17 protein-coding genes and 1 other RNA gene are annotated in these 22,484 nt (G+C 29.7%); 1 reads left to right on the plus strand and 17 read right to left on the minus strand.

The genetic code is table 11. From position 1 onward, the window contains the following. Positions 1–58: 58 nt before the first annotated feature. The 17 genes from B3086_RS09620 to B3086_RS09700 form a co-directional block, all read right to left on the minus strand. Entirely contained in the window at positions 59–1,384 is a 1,326-nt protein-coding gene (locus tag B3086_RS09620; RefSeq protein WP_346876512.1) for a nucleotide sugar dehydrogenase, read from the minus strand. 118 nt (positions 1,385–1,502) lie between these two features. After that, positions 1,503–2,627, minus strand: coding sequence for a DegT/DnrJ/EryC1/StrS family aminotransferase (locus B3086_RS09625; protein ID WP_346876511.1), 1,125 nt, complete (start codon positions 2,625–2,627; stop codon positions 1,503–1,505). Between the two features lie 282 nt (positions 2,628–2,909). Continuing rightward, positions 2,910–4,094 carry a Coenzyme F420 hydrogenase/dehydrogenase, beta subunit C-terminal domain gene (locus tag B3086_RS09630; protein ID WP_346893308.1) on the minus strand — a complete coding sequence of 395 codons (1,185 nt, stop codon included), beginning with the start codon at positions 4,092–4,094 and terminating at the stop codon, positions 2,910–2,912. A 3-nt stretch (positions 4,095–4,097) separates the two neighbouring features. Beyond that, positions 4,098–5,609 (minus strand): oligosaccharide flippase family protein, encoded by a 1,512-nt coding sequence (locus B3086_RS09635; RefSeq protein WP_346891562.1) that lies wholly within the window; start codon positions 5,607–5,609, stop codon positions 4,098–4,100. A gap of 13 nt (positions 5,610–5,622) precedes the next feature. Continuing rightward, entirely contained in the window at positions 5,623–6,729 is a 1,107-nt protein-coding gene (locus B3086_RS09640; RefSeq protein ID WP_346891564.1) for a polysaccharide pyruvyl transferase family protein, read from the minus strand. A 6-nt stretch (positions 6,730–6,735) separates the two neighbouring features. Next, on the minus strand, positions 6,736–9,084 hold the full coding sequence (locus B3086_RS09645) for a glycosyltransferase (protein WP_346893310.1): 2,349 nt from the start codon (positions 9,082–9,084) through the stop codon (positions 6,736–6,738). Positions 9,085–9,093: 9 nt separating this feature from the next. Further along, on the minus strand, positions 9,094–10,287 hold the full coding sequence (locus B3086_RS09650) for a glycosyltransferase (protein ID WP_346891568.1): 1,194 nt from the start codon (positions 10,285–10,287) through the stop codon (positions 9,094–9,096). 41 nt (positions 10,288–10,328) lie between these two features. Next, complete coding sequence (locus B3086_RS09655; RefSeq protein ID WP_346893312.1) at positions 10,329–10,991, minus strand: sugar transferase; 663 nt, start codon at positions 10,989–10,991, stop codon at positions 10,329–10,331. A 649-nt stretch (positions 10,992–11,640) separates the two neighbouring features. Beyond that, positions 11,641–12,492 (minus strand): hypothetical protein, encoded by an 852-nt coding sequence (locus B3086_RS09660; RefSeq protein WP_346893314.1) that lies wholly within the window; start codon positions 12,490–12,492, stop codon positions 11,641–11,643. A 34-nt stretch (positions 12,493–12,526) separates the two neighbouring features. Further along, a complete protein-coding gene (locus B3086_RS09665; RefSeq protein ID WP_346893316.1) occupies positions 12,527–13,093 on the minus strand; it encodes a papain-like cysteine protease family protein in 567 nt (188 codons plus the stop codon). Positions 13,094–13,585: 492 nt separating this feature from the next. After that, an RNA gene (rnpB, locus tag B3086_RS09670) (RNase P RNA component class A) lies at positions 13,586–13,993 on the minus strand. Between the two features lie 283 nt (positions 13,994–14,276). Then, positions 14,277–15,071 carry a Nif3-like dinuclear metal center hexameric protein gene (locus B3086_RS09675; RefSeq protein WP_346893318.1) on the minus strand — a complete coding sequence of 265 codons (795 nt, stop codon included), beginning with the start codon at positions 15,069–15,071 and terminating at the stop codon, positions 14,277–14,279. Between the two features lie 20 nt (positions 15,072–15,091). Continuing rightward, positions 15,092–15,778 carry a class I SAM-dependent methyltransferase gene (locus B3086_RS09680; RefSeq protein ID WP_346893321.1) on the minus strand — a complete coding sequence of 229 codons (687 nt, stop codon included), beginning with the start codon at positions 15,776–15,778 and terminating at the stop codon, positions 15,092–15,094. A gap of 20 nt (positions 15,779–15,798) precedes the next feature. After that, on the minus strand, positions 15,799–16,686 hold the full coding sequence (locus tag B3086_RS09685; RefSeq protein WP_346848435.1) for a PH domain-containing protein: 888 nt from the start codon (positions 16,684–16,686) through the stop codon (positions 15,799–15,801). 112 nt (positions 16,687–16,798) lie between these two features. After that, on the minus strand, positions 16,799–17,872 hold the full coding sequence (gene rpoD / locus B3086_RS09690; RefSeq protein ID WP_346848434.1) for an RNA polymerase sigma factor RpoD: 1,074 nt from the start codon (positions 17,870–17,872) through the stop codon (positions 16,799–16,801). A gap of 18 nt (positions 17,873–17,890) precedes the next feature. Then, complete coding sequence (dnaG, locus tag B3086_RS09695; protein ID WP_346848433.1) at positions 17,891–19,666, minus strand: DNA primase; 1,776 nt, start codon at positions 19,664–19,666, stop codon at positions 17,891–17,893. Between the two features lie 275 nt (positions 19,667–19,941). Next, positions 19,942–20,958 (minus strand): deoxyguanosinetriphosphate triphosphohydrolase, encoded by a 1,017-nt coding sequence (locus B3086_RS09700; protein ID WP_346848512.1) that lies wholly within the window; start codon positions 20,956–20,958, stop codon positions 19,942–19,944. Between the two features lie 366 nt (positions 20,959–21,324). On the opposite strand from B3086_RS09700, the gene B3086_RS09705 reads away from it, so the two are divergent. After that, positions 21,325–22,401, plus strand: a complete 1,077-nt coding sequence (locus tag B3086_RS09705; protein WP_346848432.1) for a CotS family spore coat protein — start codon at positions 21,325–21,327, stop codon at positions 22,399–22,401. The last annotated feature ends 83 nt before the right edge of the window (positions 22,402–22,484 follow it).

A 22,484-nucleotide genomic window follows, 5' to 3' on the forward strand; every position in this document is an offset into this window, starting at 1 on the left:
TAAAAACACCGAATATATTAGATATTCGGTGTTTTATTTATATTGTTTATTTTTTATATTACAATCTCCAGTAAACCACAGAATCTGTATCTACACTATGTCTATCAATGATGCCTTTTACATCTATGAACACATCTTTTTCTACTTCATCCTTAGCTGCTGCTACTTCATCTAAAGCTTCGCTTCTATATAGTGGAGCAAAGTCTTTAATGGTCATTTCTCTGTAATTATGATGAGATACAGCAAGTATAATAGCATCTACCTCTTTAATATCTTCCATAGAAACCATATCTATTCCATACTCATGTTTAATTTCTTCTTTACTTGCTACAGGATCTGTGGCTAATACATTAACTCCATAGTCTTTAAGTTCATCTATGATATCCACTACCTTTGTATTTCTTGTATCTGGACAATCTTCCTTAAAGGTAAGTCCAAGAACTGCTACCTTTGCATTTTTAACTCTCTTATTAGCTTTTATTAAACTTTTCACTGTGTTCTCTGCGATATACTTAGCCATTCCATCATTTATGTTTCTTCCAGCAGCTATAACCTTTGATTCAACACCAACCTCTTTAGCTCTGTGGATTAGGTAATATGGATCTACTCCAATACAGTGTCCTCCTACTAAACCTGGGTTTAGCTTTATAAAGTTCCACTTACTACCTGCAGCATCTATTACAGCTTTAGTATCTATACCCATTCTATCAAAGATCATAGCAAGTTCATTAACAAAGGCTATGTTAACATCTCTTTGACAGTTTTCTATTAATTTAGCTGCTTCTGCAACCTTTATGCTTTCAGCTCTATATACTCCAGCTTCTATAACTAGTTCATAAGCTTTAGCAACTGTATCTAGAGTTTCTTCATCCATACCAGATACTATCTTCATTATGTTTTCTAATCTATGAACCTTATCACCTGGGTTTATTCTCTCTGGAGAATATCCTATTTTAAAATCTTGTCCACAGATAAGTCCAGATTGTCTTTCTAATATTGGTACACAGATTTCTTCTGTTACCCCTGGATATACTGTAGATTCATATACTACTATAGAACCTTTAGTTAAGTTTCTTCCTAAAATTTCACTAGCACCTATAACTGGTCTTAGATCTGGAGTTTTATCTTCATTAGTTGGAGTTGGTACTGCAACTATATGGAAGTTACATCCTCTTAGTTTTGTTTCATCACTTGTAAAATCTACAGTAGATGCTTTAATAGCCTCATCGCCAACTTCATTAGTCACATCTACTCCGCTTAAGTACTTATTTATCTTTTCCTTGTTTACATCAAATCCAACTACAGGAACCTTTTTAGCAAAAGCTACTGCTAAAGGCATTCCTACATAGCCAAGTCCTACTAAGGATATTTTTAAATCTTTCATTATATCGTCTCCTACTGTTCAAATTAGCAATTACTATTTTAATAAATATTGATACTTTTTTAACAATTAATTAGGTTTATCCAACAACCTGGTTGTTGTTGGATAAACAAAGCCTTTATTAATTATAAAATTCTTTTATACATTCACATATATATTCAACTTCTTCATTAGTAAGCTCTGGATATATAGGTAATGCAAGAATTTGCTTACACATCTTTTCAGTTACTGGGAACTGACCTTCTTTGTATCCTAGGTATTCAAAACACTTTTGTAGGTGTAATGGCTTTGGATAGTATATACTAGTTGCCACACCTTTAGATTTCAAGAATTCCGCAAGACCATCTCTGTTTTCAGCAAAGATATTAAATACATAATAAACATTCTTTTGGTTTGCAGCCTTAATGCCTTGAACTTTTACACCTTCTACATTTTTTAATCCTTCAGTGTAGAGCTTAGCAACTCTTCCTCTATTTTCTATGGCATTGTTTATATATTTAAGTTTAACCCTTAAAACAGCTGCTTGCATAGCATCTAATCTTGAGTTATAGCCTACATAGTCATAGTGATATTTCTTTGATGCTCCATGAACTCTAAACATACGGCACATATCTGCTAGTTCATCACTATTAGTAACTATCATTCCACCATCACCATATCCACCTAAGGTTTTAGTAGGGAAAAATGAAAACACACCCATATCTCCAATGGTTCCTGCGTGTCTATATCTTTCTTCACCTTGCATCTGCCATCTCATTCCAAAGGCTTCAGCAGCATCTTCTAGCACCTTTAAATCATGTTTCTTAGCAATTTCCATTATCTTATCCATATCACACATTTGATTGAATAAATGTATTGGAAGTACTCCTACGGTATTATCATTAATAGCAGCCTCTAATTGAGCTACATCCATACCACAGGACTCTTCATCTATATCAACAAATACAGGTTTACCACCATGCTTTGCAAGACAAGATGTAGAGGCTAAAAAAGTAAAAGGTGTGGTTACTATTTCCTTATTATCACTAAAACCAAGGATATCTGATGCTATAACTAAAGCATCCGTTCCTGATGCCACTCCTATGGCATGTTTAGCTCCAGTAAAATCTTTTATTTCTTCCTCAAAGATTTTAACTTCATTTCCTAATATAAAAGCTCCACTATCTATTATATTTTTTATAGCTCCATCAAACTCATGTTTTTTTTCTTTATATTCTCTTTGTGATTCATAAAAATTGATCTTCATTCTTCTTCCTCCTATTTTTACACATACAATTGTACACCAATTTATAAAAAAGTAAAATATTTTTTTCTTATGTTTAATAAAATTTCATACTTAACAAATATACCACAAATTAGGCTTTATATCATCTATTAATATATTATCAGTTTTTTTCTTTGAGATTATGATAAATTTCTTAATAATTTTGATGTGTGGGGAGGAAGAATTATAATTATATTAATAAAAAACCATATAAAATATTTAATTTTATACAGTTCTAATTTAATTATTTTATTGTACTAAAATCTATTTCTTTACACTCAGTATAATTTTTTTTATTTTCTCTTTTATAAATTTAGGTATATATTTACCTATCTTAGTCTTCAATTTATCTGTTCTCATATATCTATCTATAAGAATATCAAATTCAGTAACATCTAGTTCTTTAAAAAACCTTTCTCTATTTATATCAGGCACAGATGGCTTTTTATGATTATATTTAAAAGCACTTTTTATATCTACTTCTTTATACTTTAAATTAATCTTAATTTCATTAAATATTTCCTCGGCTTTTGAATTGTTTAATAATACTACTGATGTACCTTTATTATCATCCATTGTTTTATCAATTTTATCAATTCCCCAAAAATCACCTATAGTTATATCTCCAACTCTATCAGAACCAGTAAACTGACAACTATGACAACAAGGTCTACTAAATAACCCCATTCCAAAACCTTGAATATAATAATTCTTATAATAATTCTCTGAAAACTGCCTCTTATTTTCGAAATAAACTTTAAATGTAGGATTATGCCATCCTTTTTCCTTGTCTCTTAATACTATATTTACAACGTTAGAATTATTTTTTTGTTCTAAATACGTTATATACTTTCTAAATACCTTAGGTGAAGGATTATTATGACAAATAATATCACATAAAATCAAATTATCATAATCCTTTCTCAAATACTTTTTCATACCTGCTATTTCACATGGAGTTGCTACAAATAATACAACTATATCTTTTTTTAGAAGTTCTTCTACTCTGCAGTATATTCCTCCGATGTCACTTCTTACATACTTCGACCCTCTAAACTGTTCATATTCTTCTCTGCTTGATGCAAATTCGTGAACAACCTCCATATTTTTATCAAATTTAGCTCCTACAATTACTCCATTATTCTTTAAAACATACTCTGCTAGCTCTGTAAATATTCCTCCTGATGTACTATTCAATCTTATATTTTCATCATTATTAAAAGCAGCATAAGCATGTATGTTTTTATTCGTATTAAATACATATTTTGTATCTATCATTGGACATACTTCTTTACACATATTGCAATTTATGCATAGGTTTAAATTTATATCAGGATATATGAATCCCTCGTTATCTTCAATCATTGATATACAATTCTTAGGGCATACTTCCTTACATCCATTACATCCACAGCACAACTCTTTTTTTCCGTTATCGAAATAGTTCATAAGCTACCCCCTATTAATTTTAAACAGTTTCTTTGCCATATTCTTTTCATTTTTAGTTAATCCTATTATCCAAGTTAATAAAATATATACAATAGTAAACATCGAACCTTTAATAAAGAACCCTAGCCACCCATATATGTGTATTATATTTATTACTTTGCTGAATATAAACCCAATTATAATTACAGCCCACAATTTATTTAATAATTCCTTAAAATATCTTGTAATATTAATTTCAGCATACTTACTGTAATAAAAATTTGCGTATACTGTATTTCCAAGTATAAGTGGTATGGCAGTTCCAATAGCAGCACCTACAATTCCAAAATGTTTTATAAGTATTATAGATAAAACTACATTTGCAACAGCCATTCCTGCATACATACTAGTAAGCATTCCATGTTTCTTCTTTGCCTTTAATATATCATTGGCAGGTGCTTGTATTCTAGGTATTGCAGAAGCCAATATTATAATCATAGCCACAGTCCACGCTTCAACAAAATCAATTCCCGCCCATAAACTTATGAAGTTTTTTCCATATGTGTATAGCCCTATTGTCATACAACTATATATTATTAGTATGATTCTACCTGTAAAAATCATAAAGTCTGTAAACTTCTCACCACTAGAATTCCCAACTTCCATCTCAGTTGCTTTTGGTAATAATACCGATGTAATAGATGAAGTAAATTGTAAAAACAAATCATTTATTTGCATTGCCACTGAGTATATAGCTACAGTAGTAGTAGTAGTAACCATACCGAGAATTAATTGATCGACCTTCCAATACATTTGACCCATTATAACTTGTAATAAGTTAAAAAAAGAAAACATTGCTGTTTCTTTAAATAGCTCCATGTCCCAATAGCGTATACTAAATTTAACCTTTAACTTTCCAAAAGCATAAGTAGCATTAATAACTACTACAAGTACAGTAACAACCGCATCAACCAAAGTTATTGCCATAGCACCTGGTAATGATACCTTTGTTAATACCACTATTATTAGAACCTTCATAAATGTTTTAATTATGCTTACCATTCTAACAAAAACAAACTTGTGGTTACCTGTGATAACTCCAGTAAATATATTTCCTAAAATTGATACTGAAAAGCTAATTACTAATAATAGAAACATATTTCTCGCACTAGACAACTCTTGTACTGTTAAAGAATTACCAAGTATTATATCTATTTTAAAATAAATAAACATTCCCACCAAAGCTGTTAATATACTTAAAAATATATATATAATTAAATGCATTCCTAAAAAGTTTTGCAAACCTTCTCTATCATCCATAGCATTATATTTAGCAGTATATCTTATTATTGTAGCAGATAGTCCAAAATCAAATATAGTTAGATACCCAACAAAAGACCCTATAAGTTGATACAATCCATATTCAGCTGTACCTAATGTTCTTATCAAAAACGGAGTAAATAATAAACCAACAATCATATGCAGCCCAATTGATACATATGAAAGAATTACGCCATGCTTATATTCTGAATTCATACTTATTCTTCTCCTATTTTTTTTCTTCTAAAGCTTCATTTATATATTGACGTGATGCTTCAATATGCTTATTTAATCTTTCATTAACATCTATATAGTCAATCTCTTTCCATTTTGTATCTACAACAGATTTATCTGCAATTATTCGTTCTGTCAATCCCGCTATTTCTAAAATTGACTCTATTCTAGTATTTCTAGTTGCATGTGGAAAAATATAAAACTCTTTTTCAAACATAAGTGAAAATACAGTACCATGAAAAGAATTTGTAAATATATATTTAGCATTCTTAAATGCTGATAAAAATTCTAGAGGACCCGCATTTTCAATTGTATTAACAACTTCATCAGTCTTTTTTGCACTCGCACTTATTAAGTACACTTTTAAATTTTTCTTTCCAGCTAATTCTATAGCAGATTTAACTAATTCCCTATTATAATCTAATTGATATATTAATAAATAATCCTCATTTATATTTAAATATGAATCATTCGCCAGACTACTCCATTTTTCACAGTTCAATAACAAAGTTGGATCAACTGCTTGTTTAATAGGTTTATCAACTATCTTTTTCAAAATTTCTACTCCTGAAATTTCGCGACAAGATATCTTGTCAAATTGGTTTAAATAGTTAGAATATGTAGAGTGATATTTTTCATCCAAACTATCCATTCCAATACTTGGTGCAAAAGCAACTCTCTTCATACTACTTCTCCCAAATTGCAAAAAAAACACTGGAATATCTCGTGAATTCATAATGTCTGGATTCCATATTTGGTCACTTCCACAAAAAACAACATCCATATCTATATCTTCATTTAGTTCTTTTATTGTATTATATTTCTTAGTAAGATTCATATAATTATTTTTAAATTCATCAAACCTTCTATGTTGTTTTTTTCTTAATAACTTTTTAATTACATTCTTAATAGTTTGTTTAATATTAAAAACAAATGAGTCACTACTACTATATATCCCATAATGAGACTTTACTGAAAACGAATTGTAATCTATTATATGACATGTATGTCCCATTTCATTTAAAGTTGTTTTTAACGCATATGCTTGTAGCATAGCTCCAAAGTTATATGCATTGTGTACTGTTATTATTCCTACCTTCATATGCAATTACTCCTTAATATATATAAAATATCGATTTTCCTTTGTTTGATTTATCCATTCTAAAGATGTATTCAAGTATTCACTAATTATATTTATTGTATCAAACTTTTCAACTAATCTTACCCCATCATCAGGATAATCGTTTAAAGCATCTCTAATAGTTAAAACTAACTCCCTTAAGTTATTTTCTTTTACTAAGTACTTCTTGTACTTTCCTAAAAGAATTTCTCTTGGACCATAATTACAGTCAGTACTAACTACCCTAGCCCCACAGCAAAATGCTTCAAGCAGATTCATTGGTAATGCTTCAAATTCAGAGCAAGACACCAATAAACTACTGTTTCGCATATACTTATATACATTACTTTCCCATCCTGTAAATATGACTCTATTACTTATTTTAAGTTTTTCACATTGTTGTTCTAGTTCTTCTCTTAACTCTCCATCTCCTAATATTATAAGTTTGTAATTATTATAAAATTCACCCTCTGTAAAAGCATCTATAACTATATCAGGTCTTTTTATTTTTGTTAATCTCCCACAAAACAATATATATTTATCTTTCTCTTCTATTTCTTCTTTGGATAAGTTTTGTATGCTATTTATATCTATTGGATTATATATAGTTTTTATAAACTTACTTTTCACCCCATATCTCTCCACAAGTTCTCTCTCAACTCCTGAAGACACTGTAGTTACTTTACAATTATTATAGAGGATTTTTAAAATTACACTTAAAATAATTCTATGATTTCCTTCTATAGCAGAATAAACGTTATGAATTACGTGGATACATTTATCATTAAAATTAGACAACTTACAAATTATATTAGATAAAGGTAAATGGGATGTTATTAATCCAAACTTATAATCTTGTTCTAATTGATCTACAATCCTATTTATCTTATAAGTGTTAATTATTATAGAAAACATCTTTTTCATAGTGTTTTCATTCTCGTTTTTATTAAGAATAATTAAATTTATTTTTTCATCTACTTTATAAAACTGTTTATTATAAAGTGATATTATTGTTACCTTATACTCTTGTGTAGCCATTTTATTGGCAATATTGACTACAACTCTCTCAGCGCCGCCTTTTCCTAAGGAGTTTACAATAAATAAAACCTTTTTATCATCTATAATTCTTTTTTTTCTATTACTTCTCCCTATAATCGGTAATATTGACACTATAAATACGAAAATAGATAAGTAAATCAGTTCAGATGTTAAACTAAACACCAAAAATACGCTTACTAAAAATACCACATATTTATTTTTATAATTTAACACTATTGCAATTATCATAGCAAATAATATCAAAGCAATCATCCCATTTTCAGACATAATTTGAAATATAGAGCTATGACATTGAACATACCATCCGTTTGGTGAAGCTTCAAAATAACTTCTTATACTAGTTAATCCATGTCCTAATAAAAAATTTTCTTTAAAAAGGTTAATTGCAGAACCCCACATTTTAAAACGTGTAGACATAGTTTGAATTGATCCTGAATAATTTATAGCTTCAAAAACTTTCATTGTTATGTATGGTACCGAAACAATTAAAATTACAAATGTATTTTTAATTAAGGGATATAGATTTTTATTTTTCTTATCGTCTATTCTAAGTATTACCACCATCACTAAACCCACTAAAACTCCTAATATAACAGTTTTAGATGCTGATATCATTAATCCTATTATTGCTAAAATTAAAAATACAAATTTAACCATTTTATTATTAATATATTTAATAATAGTGGCTCCCCATATTACCATAAACATACTTGCATAATTTGCATCTTGAGCATATCCAGCTAACCTTATGTTATATCCAAAAAAATTTTTATGTTCAGAACCTGCTATTTTGCCAGAATATTCTCCACCCATTATTTCATTAAGGTTAAATCCCATTCCTATCAATATCATACTTATAAATAGAATCATTCCTGATACCATTATTGATTTGTATACAGTTTTCACATTAACCTTTTCTCTATATATTACAAACACTAATATACTTATAAGGTTAAAACTATATAATAAAAGTACATTTGCAAAGACTGAATAATTTATTTTAATATCACCTTTAAGCCACATAATATTGCTTAAAATGCAAAGTATATAAAAAGCTATTAATAATAAACTTAACCTATCAATCCTTATTTTCTCCTTGTATTTTATCATTCTAAACAATGAATATAAAATTAAATAGCATCCTAAAGCTATTAATAAATATCTTGAATCTAATGAAAATAGTAGAAATTCTCTATTCATCATAGTAAAAATAAATATAAAAATATATGTGTTTATTAAATATGATATAATTTTATCGTTTTTTTCATTTAAATTCATTTCTGACTCCTAACATAAATCTTCAATTGATTTCACAGCCTTACTTAATTCAAACATACTAGCTCTTTCGGAAATGGTATTTAAATATTTCTTATATAGTTCTTTGTCATTTAGCATGTTCTTCATTCCTTCAGCTAATGCTTCTTCATTATTGTCAGTAACAATACCATACTCATTATTATTACCTAACAGTTCTTTCATTCCTGAACAATCTACTGTAACTATTGGTTTTCCTAAAACTACCGCCTCAGACGCAACAGTGCTAAAACCTTCTGCTCTTGAAGAACATACAAATGCATCAGCCATACTTAAATATTTATATGGATTTGATTTGAACCCCAAAAGTTTCACCGTATCTCTCATATTATTATTATCAATGAAATTTTCTAACATTTCACGCTTAGTACCTTCACCTATTATCCATAGTTCATAATCATAACCCTCATCCATTAACTTTTTATGTACTCTCAAAAGTCTATCATACCCTTTTTGAGTTATAAGCCTACCTATGGTACAAAATAGAAATTTATTTGGTTTTTTTGTATCATCAACTAGTTCGATAGATTTATTTATAATCTCATGCTTGTCAATAGGATTATATTTCACTATTAGTTTATTTTCGTCAATTTCAAACTTCCTAATAAATTGTTTTTTTACCGTTTCAGAAACACACACAATATCATCAAATTTTTCATAGCATTCTTTTTCATCTTTCATATTTTTAAATACAAATTTCGATTTAGGCTGATTAATTAAATCCACATGAATCCATGCTATCTTTTTAGACAATTTATTGTTGGAATTACTTATTATTTTTGCACATATTCCTTCCAAAAACGCAACTTCCACATCATATTTTTCTTTAATTGCTAACTTGTAAAACAATTTTAATGGTACAAATCTCCAAAATATAGAATAAAGCTTTCCTCCCATACTAAGAACTTTACTTGACTTATTCAAAAGACTTCCTGATTTCTCACTTTTTCCACTATTATTAGTACCTTTTCTCTTCCTGCTTGGCAAATTAAATATGTACTTATATTTAATTTCTTCGCTAAGACTTTCCCTAAATATCCCAGTATTTATAACTGTCATTACTGTAACATCATACTTATTTTTGTCCATACCATTGGCAAGATTAACAAGAACTTTTTCCGCTCCACCTCCACCTAGTGTATGAATCAAAAGTAACACTTTTTTCATTTTAATTCTTCCTTCCAATAAATTAATTGTTTAACACTATCCTATCTAGCCCCGTCTCCTGTAAAAATTACCGCAATAGTCCTAACCAAAACTTTAATATCTATCATAATGCTTCTTATTTCTATATATTCTATATCATATTTAAGCTTTTCTTCTGGCAATAAATCGTAGCCACCATTTACCTGTGCCCAACCTGTTAAACCAGGTTTTACAGCTAGTCTATCTCTAAAGTTTGGTATAGTCTTTTCAAACTTTCTATAGAAAAATTCCAACTCTGGTCTTGGCCCTACTACACTCATATCGCCTTTTAAAACATTTAGCAATTGTGGTAATTCATCAATCCTAGTCTTTCTTATAAATTTACCAAAGGTAGTTATTCGACAATCATCCTTGCTTGCCCACTTAAATCCTTCAGATTCTGCATTGTAAATCATAGATCTAATTTTATACATAGTAAATTCCTCATTATTAATCCCAACTCTCTTTTGAGCAAATATAGGGCTTTTAAAATCTTGGAAAAATACTATGAGCATTGATATTATGAGTATTGGACTAGTAACTATAAGTACTATTATGCTAAATACAATATCAAACCCTCTTTTTAATAGATTATAAATAAATAAACTTGATTTCCTTTCGGTATAATCTAAATTTTCTTTATAATTTACATTAATTTCTTCACTATGCAAGTTTGCCTTTTCCATAGTTCTTACCTCCAAACAAAATAATACTAAACTTCCCTTATATAATATACGATATTAAAAGAGACATATTACCTATAACACCATATATTTCATTTAATCTTGTGTAATGAGTTTTATTCTCTATATTTTATTTATGTACAAATAATGAGCTTGTCTAATTTTCAAGCTACACGAATCTTTGTTAACCTACACAATTACTAGCTTTCGTTAACAAAAACATTTTATTTCTGTCGTTACTCAAAAAATTATATCACAATTTATAATAATTTGCCATATATTTTACTGTTTACCCGCGGGGTTATATCCAAATATATCCTTTAATTAAATCTTTTATATAAACTTTAATATATTTAAAACAATACTATATTCCTATGTTTTAATATTCTTAGCTTTTTATGTTTTTATGTCCTTCCTTGTTTAAACCCTTGATAGTACTATGATTTAAGCTCCTAGGAGATACTCTTTTCTTTATAAAAATATATCTTAATTCTACCATTGTTTTAATAAATTTTTTTAAATTTTTTTAAAGATTTTTTATAGTTAAAATTATTTTTTCATAAAGCAAAAGACTAGGATTGGGGGAAATCCTAGTCTTTTTATGGTATATACAAACACTACGAGGCATATATTTAGTGCTTGTAGGAAATGCTTATTGTTTATTAGATTTTAGGGATTTTTTATTTACTATTATTAATAAACCTATAGATACTATTGCTATTCCCACAAATATTATTTTTATGGAAGCTATTATAACCTTATCTTTATCACTACCTTCTTCCATAGCTACATCCTTTGATGAAGCCTCTACGTCATAAGGGGTATATTTCTCTGCAATTTGGTTCATCAATTTATCTATATTGTATAGTTTACCATTTTCAAAACCTAGCACTTCCGCATTGTTACTAAAAGGAATTGCAAACTCCTTATTATCTATATTTATGTAAATAATATTAGTAACATATAAATCTGTTCTGACAAATTTCATTTCATCTATGTTTTTTATTTCATTATCCTCAAGAAGCTCTATTATCTTTTCTTTATCTAGTAAGAAGGAATATCCCTCTGTAGCTAGTCCATCTGAAAAACCAGCCATGGACCAACCTTCACCTTCAGTCTTTTTTATAAAGTTAACTAAAAGAGTTTTATTATCCTCTTGAAAAGCTGGTGCAACCCACCTATACTCATCTGAAATATTCTTTTTAAACTCCTTATTTTCTTTATAGTGTTTTACAATATCACTATCCTGAAGGTTATATATTTTTATAAAGCTTTCCACTTGAAAATATGGTGCCTTCTCTATCTTTAATATATCTTTTATCTCTTCTGAAGCTTCATCTAAAATACCCTCTATGCTACCTCTATCGGAAGATACCTGCAATGATTCTTCACTTAATAATGTAGATACATCTCTATCCCCATCTACGGCAAAAACTGTTATTGATGAAAATAACAGAACAATTATTAATGATAAGTTTAAAAATTTTATACCTATACCCTTCATAAAATATCCCTTTCCTTTGAGTTTTTAGTAAACTCTATCTTCCATAAACAGTTTCTTCATATTTTCTACTATTGTAACTTCCATCTTTAAATGCTTGATATGAACACCAATGGGTAGTTGCATCCCATGGATCTACATAACGAAGAGTGTTACTATATTCATATACTGCATCAATTACTACAAAGTGACCACCATTTCTATTTCCATAGTAATCATAATATCCACCTAGAGTTATTAGAGGGCTCTGCTTGTCCATTATCTCTGAACGAATAGAATTAATGGTCCATGTACCTCTGTCTACATAAAACCTCTTTTGGTTCTTTGATACATAGGTAGCTACGGATGCTGCAGCATTAGATGTGTTGGGATAATTTTCATATCCTCCTGTAACATAATAAACTCCGTCTGCTTGAGTTCTAGTAGAGCTTGGATTTACAGCTTTTCCTGCCATTTCTCCCGATGCTGCCCAGCACCATTGTGTTTTTTGTTGTCTTATAACTGGCACTCCTACATAATACCAACTTTCCGCAAAAGCTACAGTTGTCATTGAGAAAAGAAAAATAGCTAGTAAGAATATACTTAATAGACTTTTCTTTTTCATTATTATAACCTCCCCTTAAATAATATTATTAAAGATTAAAATCTTTAATTTCAATTAAGTCTTTTCATTTTGTAAAGCTATGTAACTATTTTGAAACCAAATTTGAAGTTAATTGTTTCATTTTCATGCAATTTACTAAATTTTCTTTATATTAGTATAATATAACATATTTAAGAATTAGGAAACTTCATTTTAGTTCATTTAAGGCTATTTATGTAAAATAACCTTATTTTCCTATATATTACTACATTTTTGTAGCTATTTCAAAGATTTTTACTGATTATTTTTATTATATGATACATTTTATTTTATATTAAGTTTCATTTTGCAAGAATATATTTTTCCTCCATAAGGTTAATACTCAATTCTGATGAAAAATAAAAATCTTATTCTTTCTAATTGAAAGAATAAGATTTTAAAAAGTAAATCATTCACGATTTGTTCAAAAATGCTAAAATAAAAACACTAAGTTCATACCTTAGTGTTTTTAATGGATCGAGTAAGTCTATAAGCCGAGTTCTGTGTTAGACAATCATCTATCTAGGCCCATTATTACTAATGGGCTCAAGCGATACACCCGGGAACGGGACGGGCAGCCCCATAATGTTCCACTTTCGATCTTGCTCCAGATGGGGTTTACATAGCCGCAAAGTCGCCATTGCGCTGGTGAGCTCTTACCTCACCTTTCCACCCTTACCTTAAATTAAGTGAGAGTCTAAATCTAAGATTTAGTCCCTCGAACTTATACATTCTAACAAGTTAGAATGTATTCCTTAAGGCGGTATATCTCTGTTGCACTTTCCTTAAAGTCGCCTTCACTGGGAGTTACCCAGCACCCTGCCCTATGGAGCTCGGACTTTCCTCTCCTGATTTCTCAGCAGCGATTGTCTGGCTTACTCGCAAAATTAATATTAACATAAATCTTTTATCATTGCAACGCCTTTAAATTTTCTATTTTTAGTTATAATACCCATATATGAAACTATTTAACTAGATTAATAGATAAATATAAACCTATTTACCTATGAAACTATAGAAAATTTTAACTATATACCTAGTTAAATATATAAAATTTAAACTAGTTAACTATTTAAATAGTTAACTAGTTGTTGGCATAGTGCGGGTTTCAGCGTTTTCCCCTCTATTCAGGCTGTTTTTATAGGAGTATTAGAGCTAGTATTAATTAAATAAAATTATAGGGATCCCTAGTAGCGTTTGACATAATAATCTCCACACCCCTAGGCTCTAATACTTTTTTAATCTTTTCTGATAAACTAATTACAAGGGGCCATTCTGAATTAAAATGTCCTATATCTATTACATAGAGTCCCATCTCTTCATAGTCAGATACAAAGTGATAGGTAGTATCCCCTGTGATTAATAGTTCAGCACCTAGGTCATAGGCTTGCTGCAAGTAATCTTCTCCACTTCCATTGACTAAAGCTATAGTTCTTACTTTTTTATTTAACTCTCCAGAGTATCTTAAATTTTGTATTTTTAATTTATCTTTAATGCCCTTTATTATTTCCTCTAGGGTAGTCTCTTCCTTCAGCTGAACTATTCTTCCCACTCCTGCTGTAGGATCTGATGGCGCCACTTCAATGATTTTACTTTCTTGAAAGCCAAGAATCTTTACAAATTCATCATTTAAGCCACCCTTTACAGTATCCCAATTAGTATGACTAGAATATAGGGCTATACCATTTTCTATTAACTTCATTAGCTTTTTACCTTGGAGACTATCTGTGGTTATGGTTTTAGGCTTTATAAACAGCAATGGATGATGAGTTAAAATAAGTTGAGCTCCTAGTTCCTTTGCTTCCTCTATGACCTTTATGGTGCAATCTAGAGCAACTAGGACCTTTGTTACTTCCCTTTCTCTATCTCCAACCATAAACCCAACATTATCGTAGCTTTCTTTTAAGTTTAATGGCGCAAGGCCCTCCATTATATTAATGATTTCATTTATTTTTACCATAAAAATATACCTCCGCCCATTTACTCAAGCAAAAAGCCCTTTATCCTTTGAATTTTATCCCATAACTCCAGCTTTCTTTTTCTTGAATTTTCTGTGTCACCCTTAAGTTCTTCATGGATTCTTAAATACTTTTCTAACTTATAATTTAAATATTCCCTATAGGTATTATCTTTCTTACCTAAAAGCAGCTTACTTATTTCATAAAAAATAGGCTCAATAACTTTAGGCTTATCTCCCCAGGATATTTTCATAATTTCATAGTATTTTTCTTCATCATATATAATCAACTCATCTAGGATGTTACACCCTGAGGTATAAAGATATTCCCTTAAGACTTCTGGATTTTGTACTGGCTGAACTATAACATAGTCTAACGCTTTAAAAACAGCCTTACTCTCCTCTAGGATATCTCTTATCAAGTTTCCTCCCATACCGGCAATTACAGCTGCCTCTACTTCTCTAGGAGTTACAGTTGTAAGTCCTCCTCCAAGTCTACATTGTATCTTATGTTGCAAATTATTATCTCTAACATTTTTTTTAGCCTTTTCCACGGGACCTTTATTAATATCACTAGCTATGGCAAAGTCTATTTTATTTCTTTTTAAAAGTTCTATAGGTACATATCCATGGTCTGTTCCTACATCTACCATAGATTTAACCCCTGTGATTAAATCACTTATTAACTTTAATCTTTTGCTAATTATCATATTTTCACCTAACACCTTATTTATATAACAGACATAATAAGTCTAATTTGAATATATAGGAATACTATTGCCACTAAAAGTGAAATATAGATATACCTATAAGCAGACTTTTTATCATATTTTGCACAAAAGTGAGCTGCATAATACATACAGAACATCATTGCCATATTTAATAGACCATAGAGCATCTGGGCAAAAGCAAATTGCTTGTCTGTACCTACTTCTCCCGCTTCTTTGGACACGTTAATAACTAATGGCATTACATCTGGAAGTTTATTTAGTATATATAAAACCATTGGAAAAAAAGTTGTAAATAAAATTATTGTACTAGTTAAAATCAATGGATACATAAACTTTTTATCCTTATGTAGTCTACTTACCTTATTATATTTCTTTGTCCAAGTGTTTTCTTCAATACCCAGGCCTTCTAAAATTTCTAGGAATTTTTCAGAGTTCTTAGGTGACACAGCATAGCTTATGTCTTGAGTTTTTAAATATATAACACTACTTCCGCTTGTTACAAACATTCTAGCGGTTCCTAAATTTTTTACTGCAATTCTTCCTATTGCAAATTTATTAGAGGATATACCTGAAAGGCTTATACCTCTTATTTTTCCCTTTTCCACAGTGTAGCATTCTACATCACTTAAGGGTAAAATTACTTTTTTAAGTCCTCCCAGTGCACTTATTCTCACTTCACTATTTGTTATTTCATACTTTACAGTTAACCATACTCCAATATGATATAAGTAGAATATATTACAAATCACCAACATTACTCTTATTAAACTCAACATAAGATAGGAATCTAGAACATAGGCAGACCAAACCCCTATTACATTAAACATAACAAAAGTGAATATAGTTGGAATTATTTCTAGTTTCTTATTGCTATTGAAACTATTCATGGATTACCTCCTTATAAATTGTGTATACTTTTATTTTATATTATACTAAGGGATTTTGTCTATTACAAATTTTGTATATATAACAAAAGAGCTGCCAAAAGACAGCCCCTCACTAATCTAAATAATCCTTAAGCTTTTTACTTCTACTTGGATGTCTTAACTTTCTTAACGCCTTCGCTTCAATCTGTCTAATTCTTTCTCTTGTTACATTGAACTCTTTTCCAACTTCCTCAAGGGTTCTAGCTCTTCCGTCATCAAGACCAAATCTAAGTCTTAGCACCTTTTCTTCCCTTGGAGTTAAAGTTCTAAGTTGACTTATTAATTGTTCCTTTAACATGGTGAAAGCTGCTGCTTCTGCTGGAGCAAGGGCATCATCATCAGGAATAAAATCTCCAAGATGAGAATCTTCTTCTTCACCTATAGGTGTTTCTAAAGATACAGGTTCTTGAGCAATTTTCATTATTTCTCTAACTTTATCTACGCTCATATCCATATGTTTTGCAATTTCTTCTGGTAATGGCTCTCTTCCTAATTCTTGAAGAAGCTGCCTTGATACTCTAATTAACTTATTAATAGTTTCTACCATGTGTACTGGTATTCTAATAGTTCTAGCCTGGTCTGCAATAGCTCTTGTAATCGCCTGTCTAATCCACCAAGTAGCATAGGTACTGAATTTAAATCCCTTACTGTAGTCAAACTTTTCTACAGCTTTTATAAGTCCTAAATTACCTTCTTGAATCAAATCTAAAAATAACATACCACGACCAACATATCTTTTAGCAATACTTACAACTAATCTAAGGTTTGCTTCTGCTAATTTCTTTTTAGCATATTCATCACCATTTTCTATAAGCTTAGCAAGTCTCATCTCTTCTTCACCTGATAATAGAGGCACCTTACCAATTTCTTTAAGGTACATTCTAACTGGATCATCTATGGCAATTCCTTCTGGAATTGTTATGTCAACCTCTATTTCTACTTCTTCTTCCTCCTCAACTTCTGGCTCTAAACCTATAACGTCTATGCCCATAGATTCTAGAACTTCATAAATCTTTTCTATTTGCTCTGGAGTTAGTTCTACACCTTCTACTTCTTCCATTATCTCTTTATAAGTTAAATTCCCTTTTTTCTTACCCTTTTCTACTAATTTCTTTACTATAGCAACTTTTCCTGCTTTGTCCTTCATTCCATTACCTCCTCTCTTCTATAGTTTTCCCATTTCCTTTTGTATATCCATAAGCTCTCTAGCTAACATCAAAGTTTCCTCAACCAACCCTTCAGACTCACACTTTCTAATTTTATCCATAATTTTCTTTCTTGACTCCTCTAACTTGTATTTTTTTATGTTATTCACGCAGTCACTTACCATTTTGTCTATGGATCCTTCATCTATATCAACTTTATATTCCTGAATTTTTATCCATTCCTTTGTGAACTCACTATCTTGCATAGTTTGCAGGTTAATAATCTTTATCAATTCTTCCTTAGAGCACATATTATTTTCTTTAATGATTGTATAAATTACTTTATGTGCCTTTAATATAAGGTCATCTTCACTTACATTACTAAATATTTTATCACTTAGCCTTTTATCAAGGGCAAGGCTTAATACCGTTCTTTCAGCCCTAACAAACCCAGGCTCTAAATATAATTTTTGCCCAAACTTCCTATTTATATTATGATTTTTGCTATTTTCTATAGATTTATTGGAATTTTTATCTAAGGACTCCATTATAGCTTCTTCACCTATGCCACTCTTCTCTGAAACCTGCTTAATATATACAGCTTTTTCTAGTGGATCAAGGTCCTTTAGCACGCTAACTACTCTCTTTAGATATTTAATCACCATTTCTTGTTTTGAAAAGTCAATTCCCTTTTCTGCCATCCTTAGTTTAAAATCTATAATTGGTAGAGCCCCGTCTATTAGATTTAGAAATTTTTCCCTGCCGTAGGATCTAATAAATTCATCGGGGTCTTTTCCACTAGGGATTTGAAGAATTTTAAGGTCAAATCCAGATTTTTGTAATATTTCTAAGCCTCTTATAGTAGCATTTTGACCTGCTACATCTGAATCAAAGGATACTATTACAGTATCAATATATCTCTTTAATAATTTACATTGACCTTCTGTTAATGCAGTTCCTAGGGTGGCAACTACATTTGTTACTCCTTGTTGGGAAAGAGAGATTACATCCATGTAACCTTCAACCATGATAACTGTTCTAGCTGGATTATTCTTTATTGCTAAATTTAATCCATAAAGATTTGTTCCTTTATGAAATATTGGGGTTTCGGGAGAGTTTAAATATTTGGGTTTAGAATCATCTAAAACCCTTCCACCAAAGCCTATTACCCTACCACTGACATTAAATACAGGAAATATAATTCTATTTCTAAATCTATCGTATATATTCCCCTTTTCATTTTTTGTAGTAAGTCCTAGTTCTAATATTTCTTCTTCACTAAAGCCTCTTTGTTTTAAATAGGAACGTATTCCCTGCCAATTGTCTAGTGAAAAACCAATACCAAACTTTTTAATAGTTTCATCTGTTATACCTCTTCCCTTTAGGTATTCATAAGGAGCTTTAAATCTTTTTAAATTAGTATAAAAATATCTGGCCGCTTGTACGTTTATATCATACATTCGCTTAAATTTTTCATTAGTTGCTGAACTTTTACCTGGTGAATCTGCATCATCTACTACAATGCCTACCTTTTCTCCAAGAAGTTTTACTGCTTCCGGAAAAGCCATGTTCCTAGTTTTCATAACAAAACTTATTACATTACCAGCCTCTCCGCATCCAAAGCATTTATAAATTTGCTTTTCACTTGATACAGTAAATGAAGGTGTTTTTTCATTGTGAAATGGACATCTTCCTAAATAATTTTTCCCCGTTTTTTTTAAGGTTACTACCTCTGAAACGATATCCACTATATCATTTTCCTCTTTTATTTTTTGTATTATTTCTTCAGAAAACATTATTAACTCACCTCACTCTCAAGTGATTCTAAACTTAAAGAAACCTACTAAATATATTATTCATTAAGTCTAAAAGAATTTAACTTTACGTACAAATTCCTAGCTCTTATAATTCGACATATATCTCTTAAATCCTTTTTTTTAAAAAAGTTTTTTGTAATATAATTGTATTGTTTGTTATATATATATTCTTTATAAGATATAGTTTTCCTTCATAAAGAGTTACTTTATTTAAATATTTATATAGATAAAATCATTACTTTAAATAAATATCCTTAACTAGGTATATATATGTCCTTAAACAGATCTATACAGTATTCATCACTCATTCCTGCTATGTAATCAGCAACACCTTGATTAAGTCCTTCTTCCTTGGCTATGGACTTGTAAAATTCAGGTAGCTTTTCTTCATGAAAATAAAAATATTTATAAAGCTGAATAAGAATAAACCTAGCTTTATCCCTTTCTTCTTTTAGAAACTCTCCATTATAGACTTCTTTAAACATAAAATCTCTAAGCTTTTTAAAGTTATAATCTATATCTTTAGATAATGACACTTGAATATCATTGGAATTTATATTGCTTTTTGTTCTATAGATACAGTCCTTAACTAAGGTATCTACTCTCTCTCCATGAGTATTCCCTAAAATCTCAAGTATATCCTTTGGTATATCCTCCATAGATAAAATTCCTGCTCTTAGGGAGTCATCAATGTCATGATTTACATAAGCTATTTTATCGCTATACTTTACTACTTGACCTTCTAAGGTAAAAGCCTTGCTACTGTTATTAGAAAAACCACTATGATATAGTATTCCGTCCAATACCTCCTTTGATAAATTTAACCCTTGTCCATTATTCTCTATATATGTTAATACCCTAACACTATTTTGGTTATGGCTAAAACCATTGGTAAGTAATTCATTAAGCACTTCTTCTCCACTGTGAGCAAAGGCAACATGTCCAATATCATGACCTAGGGCTATGGCTTCTATTAAGTCTTCATTTAGTCCTATGCCTCTACCTATAGTTCTAGCAATTTGCGCCACTTCCAAGGTATGGGTAAGCCTGGTCCTATAGTGGTCGCTCCAGGTTTTAATATATACTTGAGTCTTTCTCTTTAGCCTCCTGAAGGATTTACAGTGTATTATTCTATCTCGGTCAATCATATAGGCAGTTCTAACTTCATCTAATTCTTCGCTTCTAGCCCTCCCCATAGAGTTTTTAGATTTTGAGCCTTGTGGTATTATACTATACTCTTCACTCTTTTCTATATTTTCCCTAATATTCATCATTGCACCTACCTTTATTTCTTATTGAATACTTAAAGTTATGCTTAGATGTTCAAATTTAGCTTATAAAAACTTTTATATTATAACATAAACTATTGTTTTATTTCTACAACCTTTAAGTATTCTATATATTTAAAATATTAAATTTAATCCCTTCTAATTATATTTAATAACTATATTATGTATGTATATAATTTCTTTATTATGTATATAGTTTCTTTACTATCCATGAATATTCCTTTAATGTACCATAAATTTTTTTCAATTTTTCAAGGAACTGATATATTTATCATAAATTTTTCATAAATATAATTATAGTAGAGATATTTAGTATTATCTTATAGTATTTTTAAGGAGAGAAGTACAATGAGTAACGCAATAGCAGATAGTTCTAGTTCAAATTTACTATCGCCAAGTAATATTAAGAAAAATGTATTACCTTATTATAATTTATCTAGTAACTGCAGTATATATCAGGTGAAGTTTAAGGATACAGATAAGCAAAGAGCTGTATATAAAATAGAAAGTGATTCCCATGAGTATTGTTTGAAAAAAGTATATTATGATGTAGATGAACTGCTTTTTATTTATTCAGCCATAGAATGGTTATATCGCAATAATATAAATGTACCTAGAATACTATCTACTACTAATCATGGAAGATATGTAAGGTATAATGATATGTTATTTATTCTCACAGATTGGGTTAAAGGAGACAAATGCGATTTTGATGATATAAATAATGTAAATATGGCAAGTAGAAATTTAGGACAAATTCATGAGACATCTTTAGGATTCTCCCCAATTTTAGGTAGTAAACATAAGGAAGGTTTCACCAATCTTACAGACTCTTTAAATAAACATACTCTTCAACTTGTTAAAAATGAGAAGCTAGCATTAAAGTATAAAGATTATTTTTCTAAAATATATAGAGTTAGTTTTACTAATAGCATGTGCCTAGCAAATTTATCAACTAACGTAGCCAATACTATAGACTATGACAACTTATCCATATCCATTTGTCACAATGATTATGTAAGTAAAAATCTTATCGTAAATCAGGGTAAAATTTACGTTATAGACTTTGATAAATGTAGATACGACTATTCAGCTTTTGATATTTCTTATTGTTTAAGGAGACTTATGAGAAGAGAAAACACTTGCTGGAATGGAGATTTAGCCATAAACTTTTTACAGGAATATGAGAGCAGTCACCCTTTGACCTTTGATGATTATAAATATATCCTTGCCTACTTAGCCTTTCCACAGAAATATTGGAAATTATCTAGGGATTACTATAAAAATATATCAAAATGCAATAAAAAAGCCTTTATTAATCTTCTTAATAAAGCTGTAATCCACAATGATATCCATATTGATTTCAGTTATAAACTACTGGATTATATTGAAAATAAATTTAGCACTAAAATTTCCTTTAAATAAGACTCTTAAAGATATATAAAGAGGTTATCTGAAAATATTTTAATTCTTTTCAGATAGCCTCTTTGTTAATTATTATTTTTTAT

The sequence above is a fragment of the Clostridium sp. UBA871 genome (assembly GCF_002295255.1).
In the GTDB taxonomy this organism is placed as follows: domain Bacteria; phylum Bacillota; class Clostridia; order Clostridiales; family Clostridiaceae; genus Clostridium_J; species Clostridium_J sulfidigenes.